The 18,164-nt window shown below is 67.9% G+C and carries 12 protein-coding genes; 6 read left to right on the forward strand and 6 right to left on the reverse strand.

The window, feature by feature from the left end:
* Positions 1–2 precede the first annotated feature (2 nt).
* Complete coding sequence (locus J2Y49_RS30515) at positions 3–3,947, forward strand: PAS domain S-box protein (RefSeq protein ID WP_310119404.1); 3,945 nt, start codon at positions 3–5, stop codon at positions 3,945–3,947.
* Positions 3,944–5,059, forward strand: coding sequence for a two-component system response regulator (locus J2Y49_RS30520; RefSeq protein ID WP_310119406.1), 1,116 nt, complete (start codon positions 3,944–3,946; stop codon positions 5,057–5,059). The genes J2Y49_RS30515 and J2Y49_RS30520 overlap by 4 nt, the downstream gene beginning before the upstream one ends.
* 15 nt (positions 5,060–5,074) lie before the next feature.
* Here the strand turns inward: J2Y49_RS30520 and J2Y49_RS30525 are convergent, their stop codons facing one another.
* The gene (locus J2Y49_RS30525; protein ID WP_310119408.1) at positions 5,075–5,854 is read right to left on the reverse strand and encodes a DUF2076 domain-containing protein; all 780 of its coding nucleotides are present in this window, start codon (positions 5,852–5,854) and stop codon (positions 5,075–5,077) included.
* 386 nt (positions 5,855–6,240) lie between these two features.
* On the opposite strand from J2Y49_RS30525, the gene J2Y49_RS30530 reads away from it, so the two are divergent.
* The 3 genes from J2Y49_RS30530 to J2Y49_RS30540 are packed head-to-tail and all read left to right on the forward strand — an operon-like array spanning position 6,241 to position 9,192.
* Positions 6,241–6,918, forward strand: a complete 678-nt coding sequence (locus tag J2Y49_RS30530; protein ID WP_310119409.1) for a chemotaxis protein CheX — start codon at positions 6,241–6,243, stop codon at positions 6,916–6,918.
* Positions 6,919–6,925: 7 nt separating this feature from the next.
* Entirely contained in the window at positions 6,926–8,794 is a 1,869-nt protein-coding gene (locus J2Y49_RS30535) for a PAS domain S-box protein (protein WP_310119411.1), read from the forward strand.
* Complete coding sequence (locus tag J2Y49_RS30540) at positions 8,791–9,192, forward strand: response regulator (RefSeq protein WP_310119413.1); 402 nt, start codon at positions 8,791–8,793, stop codon at positions 9,190–9,192. Before J2Y49_RS30535 ends, J2Y49_RS30540 begins: the two co-directional genes overlap by 4 nt.
* Before the next feature lie 16 nt (positions 9,193–9,208).
* On the opposite strand, the gene J2Y49_RS30545 is transcribed toward J2Y49_RS30540, so the two are convergent.
* The 3 genes from J2Y49_RS30545 to J2Y49_RS30555 all read right to left on the reverse strand — a co-directional run bounded on the left by J2Y49_RS30545 (position 9,209) and on the right by J2Y49_RS30555 (position 14,929).
* The gene (locus tag J2Y49_RS30545) at positions 9,209–11,017 is read right to left on the reverse strand and encodes an ABC transporter ATP-binding protein (RefSeq protein ID WP_310119415.1); all 1,809 of its coding nucleotides are present in this window, start codon (positions 11,015–11,017) and stop codon (positions 9,209–9,211) included.
* 346 nt (positions 11,018–11,363) lie between these two features.
* A complete protein-coding gene (locus J2Y49_RS30550) occupies positions 11,364–13,490 on the reverse strand; it encodes a YgiQ family radical SAM protein (protein WP_310119417.1) in 2,127 nt (708 codons plus the stop codon).
* Positions 13,491–13,681: 191 nt separating this feature from the next.
* Positions 13,682–14,929 (reverse strand): TCR/Tet family MFS transporter, encoded by a 1,248-nt coding sequence (locus J2Y49_RS30555; protein ID WP_310119418.1) that lies wholly within the window; start codon positions 14,927–14,929, stop codon positions 13,682–13,684.
* Positions 14,930–15,179: 250 nt separating this feature from the next.
* Between J2Y49_RS30555 and J2Y49_RS30560 the strand changes: the two genes are divergently transcribed.
* Positions 15,180–16,595: a ferric reductase-like transmembrane domain-containing protein gene (locus J2Y49_RS30560; protein WP_310119419.1), complete on the forward strand. Its 1,416-nt coding sequence runs from the start codon at positions 15,180–15,182 to the stop codon at positions 16,593–16,595.
* 8 nt (positions 16,596–16,603) lie between these two features.
* Here the strand turns inward: J2Y49_RS30560 and J2Y49_RS30565 are convergent, their stop codons facing one another.
* Together J2Y49_RS30565 and J2Y49_RS30570 are read right to left on the reverse strand one after the other, a co-directional pair.
* On the reverse strand, positions 16,604–17,179 hold the full coding sequence (locus J2Y49_RS30565; protein WP_310119420.1) for a TMEM175 family protein: 576 nt from the start codon (positions 17,177–17,179) through the stop codon (positions 16,604–16,606).
* Positions 17,180–17,196: 17 nt separating this feature from the next.
* Positions 17,197–17,901: a YoaK family protein gene (locus tag J2Y49_RS30570; RefSeq protein WP_310119421.1), complete on the reverse strand. Its 705-nt coding sequence runs from the start codon at positions 17,899–17,901 to the stop codon at positions 17,197–17,199.
* Positions 17,902–18,164 lie beyond the last annotated feature (263 nt).

The raw sequence follows: 18,164 nt of genomic DNA on the forward strand, positions 1-18,164 counted from the left end.
GCATGCACCGCCTGCTGCAAAGCCAGTTCAAGCGCGTGCTGGGCCTGCAAAGCGCGGAGGCGGCGGAGTCCGTCCTGGCGGAGCTGAAGGCGTTCGCCGGCCAAGCCGGCCTGTCGCCGGAGGCGGCGCGAATGCTGGCGGAACTGCCGGCGCTGTTCGGCCGCATCGGCCAGAGCTATGAGCAGGCCGACCGCGATTTGACCCTGCGGGCGCGCAGCCTTCAACTGAGTTCGGAGGAACTGGCGGACGCCAACGAACGGTTGCGGCGGGAGGCAGCGACCCAGGCCCATGCGATCCGCCGCCTGCGCGGCGTCGCCAACAGCCTGCTGCGCGCCGACGGTCGCCCGGAACTGCCGGATTCCGCCGACAGCAGCCCGACCGACAGCCTGGAGCGGCTCAGTCAGCTGATGGCAGGGCTGGTGGAGGAGCGCTCCGCCGCCCAGCGGGCACTGGAACAGCAGAAATTCGCGCTGGACCAGCATGCCATCGTCAGCATCACCGACCACCGCGGCATCATCACCTATGCCAACGACAAGTTCTGCCAGATCAGCGGCTTCCCCCGCGAGGAACTGCTGGGCCGTTCGCACCGCATCGTGAATTCGGGCCGCCATCCGTCCGGCTTCTTCGCAGAGATGTGGCACACCATCATGGACGGGCAGGTCTGGCACGGCGAGATCTGCAACCGGACCAAGGACGGCGAAGATTATTGGGTGGCCGCCACCATCGTGCCGCTGCTGACCGCCGACGGACAGCCGCACCAGTACATCGCGATCCGCACCGACATCACCGAACGCAAGCGGATGGAAGCGGAGCTGGAGGAAAGCCGCCGCTTCCTGCAGAGCATCACCGACAGCATGGGCGAGGGCGTCTTCTCGCTGGACCGCAACGGCTTCTGCACCTTCCTGAATCCGGAAGCGGAACGGCTGCTCGGCTGGTCGCTGGAGGATTTGCGCGGGCTGACCCTGCACGACGCCGTCCACTACAAGGATGCGCAAGGGCAGCCGGTTGACCGGAAGAACTGCGCCGTCCTGAACAGCGTCCGCCGCGGCGACGCCTATCGCTCCGAAACCGACCATTTCGTCCGGCGCAACGGCACCGTCTTCCCCATCGCCATCACGGCGGTGCCGTTGCGCGAGGAAGGGCGCATCGTCGGCTCCGTCACCGTCTTCCAGGACATCACCGAACGCCAGCGCATGCTGACCGCCCTGCAGGAGAGCGAGGAGCGGCTGACCGTGGCGCTGGACGCCTCCAACACCGGGCTGTGGGACTGGAACCCGGTGACCGATCACGCCTATTTCTCCGACCGCTGGCTCGGCATGCTGGGCTACGCCCCCGGCGAGCTGCCGCCCTGCGGCGCCACCTGGCTGGGGCTGCTGCACGAGGACGACCGGGACCGGGTTCTCGCCATCCTGGAGGAGCATGTCGCCGGGCGCGTCGCGGTCTATGAGGTCGAGTTCCGCATGCGCCACAAGTCCGGCGCCTGGGTCTGGATCCTGTCGGCCGGCAAGGTGACGGACCGCGACGCGGCGGGCCGGCCCACCCGCATCACCGGCATCCACAAGGACGTGACCGACCGCAAGCGCACCGAGGACGAGCTGGCGCGCGCCAAGGAGGAGGCCGACCGCGCCAACCGGCAGAAAAGCGATTTCCTGGCCAACATGAGCCACGAGATCCGCACGCCGATGAATGCGGTGATCGGTCTCAGCCACCTGATGACGAAGACCGACCTGACGCCGCGGCAGCGCGACTACTTGGACAAGATCCACGCGTCCTCGCGCAGCCTGCTCGGCATCATCAACGACATTCTCGATTTCTCCAAGGTCGAGGCCGGCAAGCTGACCATCGAGGCGATCCCCTTCCACGTCGGCGACGTCCTGCAGGAGGTGGCGACCGTCGTCCTGCCCAAGCTGCGGGAGAAGGGGCTGGAGCTGATCGTCGACCTGAACGGCGACGTGCCGGGCACGCTGGTGGGCGATCCGCTGCGGCTGGGGCAGGTGATCCTGAACCTCGTCTCCAACGCCGTGAAGTTCACGGAGCGGGGCGAGGTGGTGGTGACCGTGGGCGGCCGCATCGGCACCGGCGACGATTACCGGCTGAAGGTGGAAGTCTGCGACAGCGGGATCGGCATGTCGCCGGACCAGACGGCGGCGCTCTTCCGCCCCTTCACCCAGGCCGACAGTTCCACCACGCGGCGCTTCGGCGGAACCGGGCTGGGGCTGGCGATCTGCCGGCAGCTGGTGGAGCTGATGGGCGGCCGCGTTTCGGTGGAAAGCCGGCCGGGGGAGGGCAGCATCTTCCGCTTCTCCGTCCGTTGCCGCGTCGCGGCAGGAGAGACGGCCGCCGAACGGCTGCCGCGTCACCTGATGGACCGGCGCGTGCTGGTGGTCGACGACAGCGACGCCGTACGCTCCATCCTGACCGACATGCTGGAGCGCTTCGGCCTGACCGTGGAAGCGGTGACAGACGGCCTGTCGGCGCTCCGCCGGCTGGAGGATGGGCAGGCAGGCAGCCAGCCGCCGGTGGAGTTGGTGGTGCTCGACTGGCGCATGCCCGACCTGGACGGGGTGGAGACGCTGCGCCGCCTGCGCGCCTTGCCGGGCGTCCAGCCGCCGGTGGTGATGACCACCGCCTATGGCGCCGACGGCGTGCAGGGCGCCCTTGAGGAGTCGCTGCCCGGCGGCGGGCCGGTCACCGCCGTGCTGGAGAAGCCGGTGACGCCGTCGGCCATGTTCGATTCGGTGATGATGGCGCTCGGCGGCGCCGGTCCCCGCATGGCGGACGCCGTCCGCCGCATCCACGACCCTGCCCAATCGACGGAGCTGTCGGCGCTGGTCGGGCGCACCGTCCTGCTGGTGGAGGACAATCTGGTCAACCAGCAGGTCGCCTGCGGCCTCCTGGAGCTGGTCGGCATCGAGGCGATGGTGGTCGGCAGCGGCGAGGAGGCCCTGCAAGCCCTGCGCGAGGTCAGGTTCGACCTCGTGCTGATGGACGTGCAGATGCCGGGGCTTGACGGCTACGAGACCACCCGGCTGATCCGGCGCGAGCTGGAACTGTCGGCCCTGCCCATCGTGGCCATGACCGCGCACGCCATGGCCGGCGACCGCGAGCGCTGCCTGGACGCCGGCATGAACGACCATGTCTCCAAGCCGATCGACCCGGAGGCGCTCTATGCGGCGCTCGCCCGCTGGCTGAAGCCGGTGCGCGGGCTGGGCACCGGTCTGGGTGGCGGGTTGGGTGGCGGGGCTCCGGCCGGAACGGCTTCGGCGCCGGTGGTGGCCGCCGTCTCTGCCGCCCCGGCGCTGCCGGAAAGCCTGCCGGCGCTCGACCTTGCCGTCGCCCGGCGCAACGTCAACGGCAACCTTGCCCTGTTGCGCCGCATCCTGATCGATTTCGCCGCCACCCACGCCGGGGAGGCCGCCCGTTTGGCCGCCGCCGCGCGGGAGGAGCGGTGGAAGGATCTGCTCCGCCTGTCCCACACCCTGAAGGGCACCGCCGCCACCATCGGCGCCATGGACCTGTCGGCCCTGGCCGGCGCGGTGGAGCGGGGGGCGATGACCTCGCCGCCCGTGCTGGAGGATGGGGCGCTCGACCGGCTGGCCGGCGCGCTCGCGCTGGTGGTCGAGGGGATCGGCACCCTCGGCCGGCCGGCGGCGGAAGCCGCGGCGACGGCGGATACGCCAAACGTGCAGCCGTCCGCCACCCTGCCGCGCGACACCTTGCGTGCGGCGCTGTCTCTGGCGGACCAGTTGGGAGGCCTGCTGATCGCCGGCGACCCGGAGGCCGGCGACATGGCCGACGGGCTGGCCCGGCTGCTGGTCGGCAGCCCGGTCGCCGGGGCGGCCGACCGGGTGAACCGCCACGCCGGCGCCTTCGATTTCGAGGATGCCGCCACCGCGCTTGCCGAGTTGCGCGACCGGCTTCGCGACCTGAGGGAGACCGCGACATGAGCGTGCCGCTTCAGAACGGCGACAAGCCGCGGATCCTGATCGTCGACGACGAGCCGATCAACCTCAAGGTCATGGCCGACCTGCTGCGCGACAGCTATGGGCTGATCGTGGCGAAGGATGGGCCGCAGGCGCTCGCCCGGCTGGCCGGCGACCCGCTGCCGGACCTGATCCTGCTCGATGTAATGATGCCGGGCATGGACGGGGTGGAGGTGTGCAGGCGGCTGAAGGAAGACGCCCGCACCCGCGACCTGCCGGTGATCTTCATCACCGCGATGGGACAGGTCCATGACGAGACCCGCGGGTTTGCGGTGGGCGCCGTCGACTACATCACCAAGCCGATCTCCCCGCCGGTGGTGTTGGCGCGGGTCCGCACCCACATCGCCCTGCGCGAGGCCAAGCGTGCGCTCGCCGACCAGAACCGACAGTTGGAAGACCGGGTGGCGGAACGCACGCGCGACCTGCTGCGCGCCCAGGACGCCACCATCCGCGCCATGGCCTCGCTGGCCGAAACCCGCGACAACGAGACCGGCAACCATATCCGCCGCACCCAGAACTATGTGCTGGCGCTCGCCCTCCATCTCAGCCGCGACCCGCGCCATGCCGGGCAGCTGGACGAGGAAACCATCGAACTGCTGTACAAGTCGGCGCCGTTGCACGATGTCGGCAAGGTGGGCATCCCGGATTCCATCCTGCTGAAGCCGGGGAAGCTGACCGACGACGAATTCCACATCATGAAGACCCACGCCGCGCTGGGCCACGACGCCATCTTCGCCGCCGAAGGGCAGGCGGATATGGCTGCCGGCGAAAGCTCCTTCCTGCGCATCGCGCGGGAAATCGCGCACGGCCATCACGAACGCTGGGACGGTGCCGGCTATCCCCAGGGGCTGGCGGGGGAGGCGATTCCGCTGTCGGCCCGCCTGATGGCGGTCGCCGACGTCTACGACGCCCTGATCAGCCGGCGCTGCTACAAGCCGCCCTTCCCGCACGAGAAAGCGGCGGCGATCATCCGCGAAGGCAGCGGCAGCCATTTCGACCCCGCCGTCGTCGCCGCCTTCACCGTGTTGGAGGACGAGTTCAAGGACATCGCCGGCCGCTACAGCGACGAGGGGTGAGCCGGCTGGCTACGGTCAGATCCAGGAATCGCCGCCGTCGCCGCTGCCGCCGTCATCGACGGGCGCATCGTCGAACGACGCGTCGTCTGCCGGCGGGGGATCGGGATTGTAGGAGGCATCCTGCACCGCGTCGGCCTGCGGCCCCTGACCGTCGCCGTAGTTGTTGCTGATCACCGTCTCGTTGATCGTTTCGTTGACCGGGGTCTGCGCCGCCGCCTCGCCGAAGGGGCCGGGGGAATGGTGCAGGAGGGAGGAGATGGCGCTCGCCGCCAGCATGCCGCCGGCCACGCCCGCCGCCGTCTGTGCCGCCCCGGCGAAGAAGCCGCCGCCGCGCGGCGCGAGTCCAGGGGCCATTCCGGGCGCCATGCCGGCTTGCGGGAAAGGAGGCGGCGCATAGGGTTGCTGCGGGTAGGCCGCGCCGGGTTCGCCACCCCACGGGCTGCGGCCGGCAGGCGGCTGAGGCTGCTGCGGAGCAGGGGCGGAGGGCGGCTCCGCACCCCGGCTCCACGGGCTGCGGCCGATGCCGAGCGCGTTCGACAGGAAGCTGCCGCCGGACGGCGCCGGCTGGGCCGGGCGGTCGCGCAGTTGCCGTTCAAGTTCCTCGATCCGGGTCTGCGCTGCGGTCAGCACCTGCTGCTGAACCAGGACGGTCTGCGCCATGTAATAGGCGGACAGCGGCTGGTCCTGGACCGATCGGCGAATGAAGTCCTCCGCTTCGCCGTCGCGCGGCTGTGTTTCCACCTCGCGCAGGCGGCGGAACAGGTCGGACAGAAGTGTGCGTTCCTCAGGAGTCATCGCCATCTCCTTGCGCCATCTCCTCGCGCGGCGTCCACCGCGCGGACGCCAAGCATGATGTGGAGTCGCCATCCACCGGAGGACAAGTCCCCTGGGGGAGGCGCCATCCGAGGATCCTGTCGTCACCCCGAACAGTGGCCAAGCCACTTCATTGCGTCTCTAAAGCAATATTGCGTTAGGGTGCCGCAATGTTGCCGAACGTTCCGAACTTGGCGCATGAGTTGGGGGATCGTTAGGCTGACCATTGTGGGAAGAGGGGCGGCTATATCGGCTATGGCGTCGCCGGCTTAACATATGACATTGACGGGGGTGCCCTTTTTCCGGTCGATAGGCCACATTCGGGGTGCGACCGCCGGGCGGCGCCGGTTGTGAAGCCGAGACCAAGAATGAACAGGCGCCGAGAGATGGTGGAACTGACCGACCTGGAGCGCGATGCGCTGACCGAGTTGGTGAATATGGGGGTCGGCCGTGCCGCCACCCATCTCAGCCGCATGGTCAACGACCAGGTTCTGCTGTCCGTGCCGACCGTGGACATCGTCAGCCGGCAGGAAGCGTCCGATTTCCTGAGCGCGCGCGAGCGCAGCGGCCTGGTGGCGGTGGAGCAGCAGTTCCACGGCTCCTTCGACGGGCGCGCCATGCTGATCTTCCCGGAGGCCAACAGCCTGGAATTGGCCCGCGCGGTGCTGGGCGGCGACCTGACCCTGGCGGAAATCGTCGATCTGGAACAGGACGCCCTGGCTGAGATCGGCAACATCATCCTGAACGGCTGCCTTGTCGTGGTCGCCAACGCGCTGAAGGACCGGCTGACCATCTCGCTGCCGGCGGTGCTGCGCGGCGACGGCGCCAACATCCTGAAGGACAAGGCGGGGGACGCCGACGAGCTGGTGCTGTTCCTCTACATCGATTTCACGATCCGCAGCCGCAGCATCCGCGGCTACATCGCCTTGCTGATGGGGGTCTCCTCGCTGGAGTCGCTGCAGCTGTTGATCCACGCCTTCATCGAAGGCATCGCCTCAGAAGATCCCACATCCGCCGGAACGCCGCATGGTCCCCAGATTGCCTGAACAACCGATGTGGGCCCTGGATGTCCTGGGGGCGCTGGATGCAGGTATCCTGCTTCTCGACCGCCATTGCCGGGTCCTGTACTGGAACGGCTGGATGGAGCAGGCCTCCACCCTTACCGCCCGGGAGATTCTTGGGCATGACCTGTTCGATGCGCTGCCGAACCTGCGCGAATCGCGCCTGCACATTGCGGTGCGCGACACGCTGGCGACCGGGGCGCCCGGCGTGCTGTCGCACACGCTGAATCCGATGTTGTTCCCGCTGCGCCTGCCGGACGGGCGGCGGATGGTCCACAATGTGGTGATCCGTCCGCTGCCGGTCCACGCCCAGACGACCGGAGGGGTGGCCGGAGCAGAGGCGCGCTGCCTGATCCAGGTGACCGACGTCACCGCTTCGGTAAACCGCGAGCGCGTCCTGCGCGAGCAGCGCGACGCCCGCTACCGCGCCATCGTCGACACCGCTCCCGACGCCATCGTCACCACCGACACCCGCGGCATGGTGCAGTGGATGAACGGCGCCGCAACCCGCCAGTTCGACTACCGCTCGGAGGAGCTGATCGGGCAGAGCGTGACGGTGCTGCTGGGCGACGACGCACCGGACTGGCTCGCCATGGCCGAGCACAGCGGACCGGGCAGTTCCGGCAGCCTCGACGCCGTCACCCAGCCAGTGGAGCTTTCCGGACGTCGCCGCGACGGCAGTCACATCGACTTGGAACTGTCGATGGCGCGCTGGGAATCGGAAGGGCGCAGCTTCATCACCGGCATCCTGCGCGACATCACCGAACGCCGCCGCACCCGCGAGGAACTGCGCGCCAGCGCGCTCGCCATGCGGCAGTTGGCCGAACAGACCAAGGCGACGCTGGATGCGCTGCCCGCCTTCATCGCGGTGCTCGACCGGTCCGGCCACATCGTCTCGGTCAACCGCGCCTGGGCGGAAGCTGGACCGGAGACGACCTTCCTCGGCCAGGGCTGCATCGTCGGCGACGATTACCTCCACCATTGCGGCAAGGGCCAGACCGCCGACCCGCGGGCGGACGACGTGATGGAGGGCTTGCGCAGGCTGCTGAGCGACGGAGGGCCGCCGGTGTCGGCGGAATATGTCACCGCCAACCAGCACTGGTTCCGCTGCCTTGCCGCCCCCATGCCGGCCGGCCCCTTCGGGGGCACGGTGCTGATGCACATCGACGTGACGGAGATCAAGTCGATGGAGGCGGCGCTGCGCAAGCTGGTCGGCCAGAAATCGACCCTGCTGCGCGAGGTCAACCACCGCGTCAAGAACAGCCTGCAGCTGGTATCCAGCCTTCTTACCCTGCAGACCCTGAGCCTGCCGGACGAGGGGGTGCGGGTGCATTTCCAGGATGCCCGCAGCCGCATCGAGGCGATCGCGCGCGTCCACAACCGCCTTTATCAGGCCGACCAGTTCCAGACCATCGAGTTCGGCACCTACCTGAACGAGTTGTGCGACGACCTCGCCCGTGCATCGGGCGGCGAGAGCATGTGCAACATCGTCGTGCGGTCCGAGGTCATCGATCTGCCGATCGACCACGCCGCACCGCTGGGACTGATCGCGAACGAGCTGATCACCAACGCGGTGAAACACCGCGGAGGCGGACCGGCACGGGTGACGGTGACCTTCCGGCGCGAGGGCGGCGACCTGTCCCTGACCGTGTCGGACCGCGGTCCGGGGCTGCCGTCCAACTTCGACATCCGCAAGAGCCGCAGCCTGGGCATGCGCCTGATTTCCAGCCTCGCCGGCCAGATCCGGGCCAGCGTGGACATCGACACCACCCCGCAGGGCACCACCTTCCGGATCGAGCTCCCGGTGCCCGATGCGGTGCCGCTGCTGGAAGCCTCCTCCGCCGAGGAGATCGACGGATGAAGATCCTGCTGGTGGAGGACGAGGTGCTGATCGCGCTGGAACAGCAGCTCTACCTTGAATCGGTCGGCCACAGCGTCATCGGCCCTGCCGTGACGGCGAACGAGGCGGTGGAGATGGCCGAGGCCGACAAGCCGGACCTGGCGCTGGTCGACGTGCATCTGGGCTTAGGCACCAACGGCATAGACGCCGCGCGCGGCCTGAACGCGCTCGGCGTACCGTGCCTGTTCATCACGTCGTTCCGCGACGAACTGAAGAAGGACGGCCCGCTCACCGGCATCGGCTGCCTGCCCAAGCCCTTCACCGAAAGCGGTCTCCTCGCCGCCGTCGACGTCGCCCGCGCCGTCCTGGCGGGAGAGACGCCGCGCAACGTGCCGCAGACGATGGAACTGTTCGTTTGAGGGGGCGGGGGCTGTCTCAGCCCCCGATGCGCCGCACCGGCTCCGGCGCCGACTGCTGTTCGAACAGGCGGCGGTAGAGCCCGCCCGCGCGGTGGAGCAGGGCGGCATGGCTGCCTTCCTCCACAACCCGGCCCTGGTTGAAGACCAGGATGCGGTCCAGCGTGCGCACCGTGGACAGGCGGTGGGCGATGATGATGGCGGTGCGGCCCTGCATCAGACGTTCGATCGCCTCCTGGATCAGCGCCTCCGATTCCGAATCGAGGCTGGAGGTCGCCTCGTCCAGGATCAGGATCGGCGCATCGGCCAGGAAGGCGCGGGCCAGCGCCACCCGCTGACGCTCGCCGCCCGACAGCTTGACGCCGCGCTCGCCCACCAGCGTGGCATAACCCTTGGGCAGGCGGGCGATGAAGTCATGGGCGTTGGCGAGCTTGGCCGCCCGCTCGATCTCCGCCATCGACGCGCCGGGGCGGCCATAGGCGATGTTCTCCGCCAGGGTGCGGTGGAAAAGGATCGGCTCCTGCGGGACGATGGCGATCTGCGAGCGCAGCGAATGCTGCGTCGCCCCCGCCACATCCTGTCCATCGATCAACACACGTCCGTCGGTCACATCGTACAGCCGCTGGATCAGCTTGACGAAGGTGGTCTTGCCCGACCCCGACGGCCCGACCAGCCCGACCCGCTCCCCCGCCTTGATGGTCACGGACAGGTCGCGGTAGAGCGGCGTGGTGTGGCCGCCATAGCGGAAAGTGACGTGGTCGAAGCGCACCTCGCCAGCCTGAATGCTGATCGGGGCGGCACCGGGCCGGTCCTCCACACCCAGCGGTTCGGCATGGATCGCCACCAGCTCCTCCATCTCGTTGACGGAGCGCTGGAGGTGGTTGATGTGCATGCCGATGTCGCGCAGATAGCCATGGACGACGAAATAGGTGGTCAGCACATAGGCCACGTCGCCCGGCGTCGCCTGCCCGCGCCACCACAGCCACAGCGCGGTCGCCACCACGCTGCTGCGGATCAAGAGCAGAACCACCAATTGCACGGTGCTGTGGCGGGTGTGGCGGGTCCAGGTGCGATGGGTGCGGCGGCTCCATTTGTCGACGACACCGGCCAGCCGGTCATCCTCGCGCGGCTCGGCGCCGAAGGCCTTGACCACGGCGTTGCAGCCGACGGCGTCGGCCAGCGTTCCGCCCAGCTTGGTGTCCCAAGCGTTGGACAGCCGGGCAGCCGGCGCGATGTAGAGGGTGGAGAACAGCACTGTCATCGCGATGTAGACGACGGTGCCGAGCGCGATCACCAGCCCCATCGCCGGCCAATGCAGCCCCAGCGTCACCATCGTGCCGATCAGCACGACCAGCGACGGCCACAGCGCCAGCAGCAGCGTGTCGTCCAGCGTGTCGAGCGCCCACATGCCGCGGGTGATCTTGCGGACAACCGATCCGGCGAAGCTGTTGGCGTGCCAGTCGGTGGAGAAGCGCTGGATGCGGTGAAAACTGTCCTGCCCGACATCGGCCATGATGCGCAGAGTGAAGGGGATGACGCCACTCCAGGCGATGTGGCGCATCACCACCATGCCGACGCCCAGCGCCACCATGGCGCCGAAGGCGGTCAGCGCCTCGTGCAGGGCCGCGTCGCGGTCGCCCGGCAGCAGGGTCAGCGCGTCGACCAGCCGGCCGGCGAACAGCGGCATGAAGACGTCGGCGAGCGTCGACAGGGCGATAGCCCCGGCGATGCCGAGGGCCAGCGGGGTCTGGCGGCGCCAGTGACGGAAGGTAAAGGCCAGGACGCTGCGGATGGCGTTCGGGCGCGGGGTGCGTTTCGACAGAGCCATGGGAATCCAACCGGGGCAGGGCCGGCGGTAAAACGCCGGCTCCACGGCGGGCAGGCCGCAGACCCCGAGCTGGCACTTTGCCAAGCTGGGACTGGGGTCGGCGACGCCGTTCGGGAAAGAGCGGAATTGGAGCGGTGCGGGGCTTGCGACAGCCCGCGCTGATGCCGCCTTGTGTCGGACCTAGGAGTGGCGGTCCGAAAGGATGCGGCTGGCCGGCGCGGGAGTGTTCAGCAGGCACTTGGTACGCATGCAGCCTCCCGTTCGACAGGAAATGAAAAGACGAAACGGTATAACAAAGTTGCTTCGCAGGCGCCACTACCCCTTTGGTGGATGCGCCACCTGCGGATCAACGTCCCTTCAGGTTCGTCTGGCGCGGCTTCATACCGGTCGGATTCGGGGCAACTGGTTTGCTCCCGGCCGGTTTCGCCCCCGGCGCCTTGCTCACCGGCGGCACCACACGGCGCCCCGGGCCGGCCTGCTGGGTCAGGAAGGCCTTACCCTTGGGTCCCTTCTCCCGCGGCTTGGCGGTGGCGCCGACCGGCTGCCAAGCGGGGATCAGATGCTCCTCGCCCGGTCCGATCAGATCCTCGCGGCCCATGCGCTTCAGCGCCTCGCGCAGGATCGGCCAGTTCTCCGGATCGTGGTAGCGCAGGAAGGCCTTGTGCAGGCGGCGCTGCTTCAAGCCCTTTGCCGACGACACCATCTCCGACCCGACGCGTCGCACCGGGCGCAACGGATTGCGCTCGCTGTGGTACATCGCCGTCGCCAGCGACATCGGCGAGGGCAGGAAGGTCTGCACCTGATCCGCCTTGAAGCCGTTCCGCTTCAGCCACAGCGCGAGGTTCATCATGTCCTCGTCCGTGGTGCCGGGGTGGGCGGCGATGAAGTAGGGGATCAGGTAGAGCTTCTTCCCCGCCTCCTTCGCCGCCTTGTCGAACATCCGCTTGAACTCGTCATAGGCGCCCATGCCGGGCTTCATCATCTTCGCCAGCGGACCCGGCTCGGTGTGTTCCGGCGCGATCTTCAGGTAGCCGCCGACATGGTGGGTCACCAGCTCCTTCACATATTCCGGATTGCGGACGGCGAGGTCGTAGCGCAGGCCGGACGCGATGTGGATCTTCTTCACCCCCGGCACCGCGCGGGCCTTGCGGTAGAGCTGCACCAGCGAGGAATGGTCGGTGTTCAGGTTCTTGCAGATGTCCGGAAAGACGCAGGACGGACGGCGGCAGACGGATTCCGTCTCCTTGTCCTTGCAGGCCAGCCGGTACATGTTGGCGGTCGGCCCGCCCATGTCGGAAATGACGCCGGTGAAGCCCTTGGTCTTGTCGCGGATATGCTCGATCTCGCGAAGGATGGAGCCTTCCGACCGGCTTTGGATGATGCGCCCCTCATGCTCGGTGATCGAGCAGAAGGAACAGCCGCCGAAGCATCCCCGCATGATGTTGACGGAGAAGCGGATCATCTCCCAGGCCGGAATGCGCGCGTCGCCATAGGACGGGTGGGGCGCCCGGGCGTAGGGCAGGTCGTAGACGCCGTCCATCTCGTTGGTTTCCAGCGGGATCGGCGGCGGGTTCAGCCAGACGTCGCGGTCGCCGTGGCGCTGGACCAGCGCGCGGGCATTGCCGGGATTGCTCTCCTGGTGCAGCACGCGGCTGGCATGGGCGTAGAGCACCTTGTCGGCCGTCACCTGCTCGAAGCTGGGCAGGCGCACCGCCATGCGGTCGGCGCCGGCGGCGCGCGGCGACACCGGCGCCGAGGGATCGTCGATGGAGCTGCTGTCGACGACCGTCCAGCCTTCCGGCAGGGCAGACCGCATGATGGCGGTGCCGCGGATGTCGGTCATCGCCTTGGGCGATTCCCCCTTCAGCGCACGCTGGGCGATTTCGATGATCGCACGTTCGGCGTTGCCGTAGACCAGCATGTCCGCCTTCGAATCGACCAGGACGGAGCGGCGGATCTTCTCGCTCCAATGGTCGTACTGGGCGATGCGGCGCAACGACGCCTCGATGCCGCCCAGCACGATGGGAACGTCCTTGAAGGCTTCGCGGCAGCGCTGGGAATAGACGATGACGGCGCGGTCCGGCCGCTTGCCGCCCTCGTCGTTCGGGGTGTAGCTGTCGTTGTGGCGCAGGCGACGGTCGGCCGTGTAGTGGTTGACCATCGAATCCATGTTGCCGCCGGTCACGCCCCAGAAAAGCCGCGGCTTGCCCAGGATCTTGAACGGCTCCGCACTGCTCCAGTCCGGCTGGGCGATGATGCCGACGCGCAGGCCCTGCGATTCCAGCAGTCGGCCGATGATCGCCATGCCGAAGCTGGGATGGTCGACATAGGCGTCGCCGGTGACGACGATGACGTCGCACTGGTCCCAGCCCAGCCGGTCCATTTCCGCACGCGACATCGGCAGGAAGGGCGCAGCCTTGGGGCGCACGCTCCGGTCCGGGCGGTGGGTGAACAGGTTGGGGGCCGCGAGCATCGCGTTCTCCGGGTCTCAGCTGTCGATAAGGATGGAAGCCGACAGTCTTACCCTGTCGGCCCGCAAATTCCCACCGCTGATAACGCAGCGGAGCAATGGGACATTCTGCGGGATTGCCGGCAGCTATGTGGGACGCCCCACAGCCGGTGCAAGGGTTGCCCGTGGGCAAGGGGGTGGGGAAGGTGCGCCGGTCAGGCCGCAGCGCTGCCCGCCTCTTCCGCCCGGCCGTTGCGCCGCGCCACCACCCAGCCGATCACCGCCCCCACCAGCAGCACCAGCGCCGCGATGACGAAGGCCGCGCCCGGATGGGGGAACAGCGGCTCGGCCCCGACGGAAGCGGAATAGACCGCACCGAAGAAGACCGGCGACAGGATGCCGGCAACGCTCGCCACGCTCATGTTGGCGCCCTGCAGCTGGCCCTGTTCGGAGGGGGAGACCCGCTGCGTCATCAGCGACTGGATGGTCGGCATCGCCAGCCCCCACAGCGCGTTCGGCAGGATGGCCAGCGCGAACCAGCCGCCGTCCGACGCCAGCCCCATGCAGGCCAGCCCGCCGGCCCCGCCGAACAGGCCAACCACCATCGTGCCACGGTCGCCCAGCCACTTCACCATGCGCGACACGATCAGCCCCTGCATGACCATGTCCAGCGCGCCGACCACCGCCAGCAGAAGCCCGACGTCCCAGGCGCTCCAGCCGTACCGATGCGCGGCATAGAGCACGAAGACCGCGGGGAAGACATTGTGGGAGAAATGCAGCATGAAATTGACCAGGGCCAACCCCGACAGCTCGGAGTGGGACCGCAGCAGGCGCAGTGCGCCGAACGGATTGGCCCGGCGCCAGGAAAACGCCATCCGGTTTTCCGCCGCAAGCGATTCCGGCAGAACAACCAGGCCATAGAGGAAAGCCAACCCGCTGAGCGCACCGGCCGCCCAGAAGGGGGCGCGCGGCGACAGCTCTCCCAGCAATCCGCCGAGGAGGGGGCCGGCGATGAAGCCGGCGCTGAACGCGGCACCGATCAGGCCATAGGCCCGCGCCCGCTGCTCCGGCGGCGTCACGTCGGCCATATAGGCGAACACGGTGGTGAAGCTGGAGGAGGTGATGCCGGCGATCGCCCGGCCGACCACCAGCCACCACAGGTTCGGCGCCACCGCGATCAGCACATAATCCACCGCCAGTCCCAGGGCCGACAGCAGGATCACCGGCCGCCGCCCGAAACGGTCCGACAGCGAACCGATCACGGGAGAGCAGAAGAACTGCATCAGCGCCCACAACGCCACCAGTGCACCGTTGATGGTGCCGGCCTGCGCATTGGCCCCAACGAACTCCTCGATCAGCGCCGGCAGCACCGGAATGACGATGCCCATCGCGACGATGTCGAGCGCTGCGGTGACCAGAATGAATGCGATCGCGGCCTTGCGCGGCCGAAGAACGGGAGACATGGAAGAGCCTTGCAAAACACGACGGATGAAATCGCCCGAACCGGACGGAGGACGCGGCGCCGGCCATATCGGCAGCCGGAACGGAATCGCGCAGGGAAGAGCGATCATAGGCGGCAAGCGGCCGGTTGTGAAGTGAAATATTTCCGACTTCGGATGTATTTAGGAAAGGGCGGGTGACCGGTTTCGCCATCGCACTGTACGGGATCCGAATTTGTTCCGGGCGCGAATGGCTGCATTTCGCTGATTCGGCTTGCCGGCCGCCATCATTAGAAAAATCATTTATGCACTGCCGCTTGCCTGGCGGCGCAGCAGGAGGAAGATCGCCATGCAGAAGATCAAGCTTGCCTTCTGGGGCCTGCTGGCGCTGTTGACCGTGCTGTGGCTTGCCGCGGACACCTCCGTATTCCAGTGGACCGGCTATTTCCCATTCCGCTCCAGTATGGTCCAGTATAGCGGCGTGATTGCCATCGGGTGCATGAGCGTCGCCATGATCCTGGCGCTGCGCCCCCGCTGGCCCGAGAGGTGGTTCGGCGGCCTCGACAAGATGTACCGCCTGCACAAATGGCTGGGCATCGGCGCTCTCGTCTTCGCAATCGCCCACTGGCTTTGGGCGCAGGGAACGAAATGGGCGGTGGGCTGGGGCTGGCTGGACCGGCCGCGGCGTGGCCCGCGTGCCCCGTTGGAGAACCCTGTCGCTCAGTCGCTGATGGAGCTTCGCGGCACGGCGGAAGCAATCGGCGAATGGGCGTTCTATGCCGCGCTGGTGCTGATCGCGCTTGCGCTGATCAAGAGCCTCCCATACCGACTGTTCTTCAAGATGCACCGGTTGATGGCGATCACCTATCTGGTGCTGGTGTTCCACACCGTCGTGCTCACCGACTTCGCTTACTGGACCGCGCCCATCGGCTGGGTCCTGGGGGTGCTGCTTGCCGGCGGCACATGGGCCGCGGTCATGTCTCTGCTGGGCCGCATCGGTGCCGACCGGCGGGTTTCGGGGACCATCGGCGCGCTCCACCACTATCCGGGTTTGCGCGTGATCGAGGCCGAGATCGACGTGCCGCAGGGATGGCCGGGACACAAGGCGGGCCAATTCGCCTTCGCCATGTCCGATGCGGCGGAGGGCGCGCACCCCTACACCATCGCCTCGGCCTGGAACGAGGCCGAGCACCGCATCACCTTCGTGATCAAGGAGTTGGGCGACCACACGCGGCGCCTGCGGGAAAGGCTGCGGATCGGCCAAGCGGTGACGGTCGAGGGACCATACGGCTGCTTCACCTTCGATGACGACTGCCCTCACCAGATCTGGGTGGGCGGCGGCATCGGTGTGACGCCCTTCATCGCCCGCATGAAGTACCTGGCGAGGAACCCCGGGCAACCGCGGCAAACCATCCACTTTTTCCACACCACGCGCGACTATGACGAAGAGGCCATCGCCAAGCTCACGGCCGACGCGGCTGCTGCGGGCGTGTGCCTGCACGTCCTGGTCGATGGCCGCGACGGTCGCCTGACCGGCGAGCGCATTCGCGCGGCGGTGCCGGACTGGCGCAACGCCGGCATCTGGTTTTGCGGCCCGGCAGGCTTCGGGCAGGCGCTGCGGCAGGATTTCGCGGCCCAGGGACTGCCGGTGGAGCAGCGCTTCCACCAGGAGCTTTTCGAAATGCGATGATCATCCCTTCACTCCTCCAGGGCGCGCTCGATCCGCCGGTCCGGCACCAGCCACAGTAGGATCACCGACACGTAGAGCAGGATGGACAGAGACTGCAGGACGAAGGCAAGGGGAATGGCCATGGCGTAGAACGCCATGCTGATCTTGCCCTTCAGGTCGGAACCGACGGCCCGCGCCACCGCCGAATTCCGGCCGCCGCAGGCGATGATCGCCCGTTCGGTCAGGTTGTAGCCGACCGCCGCCATGCCGAGGACGACGCCATAGGCTGCGGTCGCCACCGGCGAGAAGGCGCTTTCATCGAGCCAACGGATGACGAAGGGCACCAGCGACAGCCAGAACAGCAGGAACAGGTTCGCCCACAGCACCCGCCCGTCGATGCGCGCGGTCGCCTGCAACAGATGGTGATGGTTGTTCCAGTAGAGCCCGACATTGACGAAGGACAGCACATAGGCCAGCAGGATGGGGATGCGCTCCGCCAGGGCGGCGAGGCTGCCGTCCGCCGGCACCTTCAACTCCAGCACCATGATGGTGATGACGATCGCCACCACCCCGTCGGTGAATGCCTCCAGCCGGCCTGCCTTCATCGGTCCGATCTCCGGCGTCAGGCTGCGGCCGGCGCGGCCGCGACCGGATGGAGCGCGCAGACCGCGGTCCCCGCCAGCACCAGCACGCCGACGACGACCAGGGGAAGCACCAGCCCGCTCTGCGTCACCATAACGGCGCCGATCACGGCACCGAGGAAGATCGCGCCGACGCTGGCCATCCGGCGTGCCACATTGGTGTTGGCGCCGCCGGCAAGGCTGGAATCGGCCGCCAGCCCGGTCAGGGTCAGGGTCAGGACCGTCGTCGTCAGGTCGGGTACCTTCAACTGCCGGACCGTGGCGTTGCGGAAGCCCATCGCGAACCCGGTCAGGGCGATGATCGTATACAAACCGGAAGCGGGAGCCTGCGTGCCGACATCGAAACCGGCGGCGACGATCGCGGCGATCCAGAACAGCGACGTCTCGAACAGGGCCGCGGCCAGCAGCCAGTGCCGCATCGGCCGTCCGGCCAGCGTCCGACCAACCCGGCCGGCGATCAGGGCGCCGGCAAGGAAGGACGCCAGCGCCGTCACCGCGGGCATGACCAGGAAACCTGGCGTGCCGGCGGCGGCGAAGCCGAGGAAGACGACGTTGCCGGTCATGTTGGCGGTGAAGACCTTGCCCAGGCCGAGAACGCTGATGGCATCGACCAGCCCCGTCGTCACCGACAGAAGAAGCAGAAGCCAGGGCAGGGGGGAGTTGCCGGGTGCGGCCGGTGCGGACATGACTGTCGCTTTCCCATTGTTTCCGGTGGGTGAAGCGACAGCATCGGTCATCGCCGCGACGGCGGTCTTGTCGGTTCACGGCCGGCTTGGAAAATTCTGCACATCTTTCCGATGCGGCAGCGTCCTCAATCAGCAGCGCACTGACAGTTCGATCTTGCGGGCGGAGTTTGTTGCGCCCGGTTAGAAGTGTCAGTGGTTGGCGCAAAGTAGGAATGTCATTGGGTCAGGCTTAGGCTTGGCGGTGTGGTTGGCCTTCTTCGGCA

Source organism: Azospirillum sp. BE72 (assembly GCF_031455875.1).
In the GTDB taxonomy this organism is placed as follows: Bacteria; Pseudomonadota; Alphaproteobacteria; order Azospirillales; family Azospirillaceae; genus Azospirillum.

Bases quoted from the DNA above. Each gene is read 5' to 3' on its own strand.
- J2Y49_RS30515 (WP_310119404.1), top strand. From the start codon at position 3: ATGCACCGCCTGCTGCAAAGCCAGTTCAAGCGCGTGCTGGGCCTGCAA.
- J2Y49_RS30520 (WP_310119406.1), top strand. From the start codon at position 3,944: ATGAGCGTGCCGCTTCAGAACGGCGACAAGCCGCGGATCCTGATCGTC.
- J2Y49_RS30525 (WP_310119408.1), bottom strand. From the start codon at position 5,854: ATGACTCCTGAGGAACGCACACTTCTGTCCGACCTGTTCCGCCGCCTG.
- J2Y49_RS30530 (WP_310119409.1), top strand. From the start codon at position 6,241: ATGAACAGGCGCCGAGAGATGGTGGAACTGACCGACCTGGAGCGCGAT.
- J2Y49_RS30535 (WP_310119411.1), top strand. From the start codon at position 6,926: ATGTGGGCCCTGGATGTCCTGGGGGCGCTGGATGCAGGTATCCTGCTT.
- J2Y49_RS30540 (WP_310119413.1), top strand. From the start codon at position 8,791: ATGAAGATCCTGCTGGTGGAGGACGAGGTGCTGATCGCGCTGGAACAG.
- J2Y49_RS30545 (WP_310119415.1), bottom strand. From the start codon at position 11,017: ATGGCTCTGTCGAAACGCACCCCGCGCCCGAACGCCATCCGCAGCGTC.
- J2Y49_RS30550 (WP_310119417.1), bottom strand. From the start codon at position 13,490: ATGCTCGCGGCCCCCAACCTGTTCACCCACCGCCCGGACCGGAGCGTG.
- J2Y49_RS30555 (WP_310119418.1), bottom strand. From the start codon at position 14,929: ATGTCTCCCGTTCTTCGGCCGCGCAAGGCCGCGATCGCATTCATTCTG.
- J2Y49_RS30565 (WP_310119420.1), bottom strand. From the start codon at position 17,179: ATGAAGGCAGGCCGGCTGGAGGCATTCACCGACGGGGTGGTGGCGATC.
- J2Y49_RS30570 (WP_310119421.1), bottom strand. From the start codon at position 17,901: ATGTCCGCACCGGCCGCACCCGGCAACTCCCCCCTGCCCTGGCTTCTG.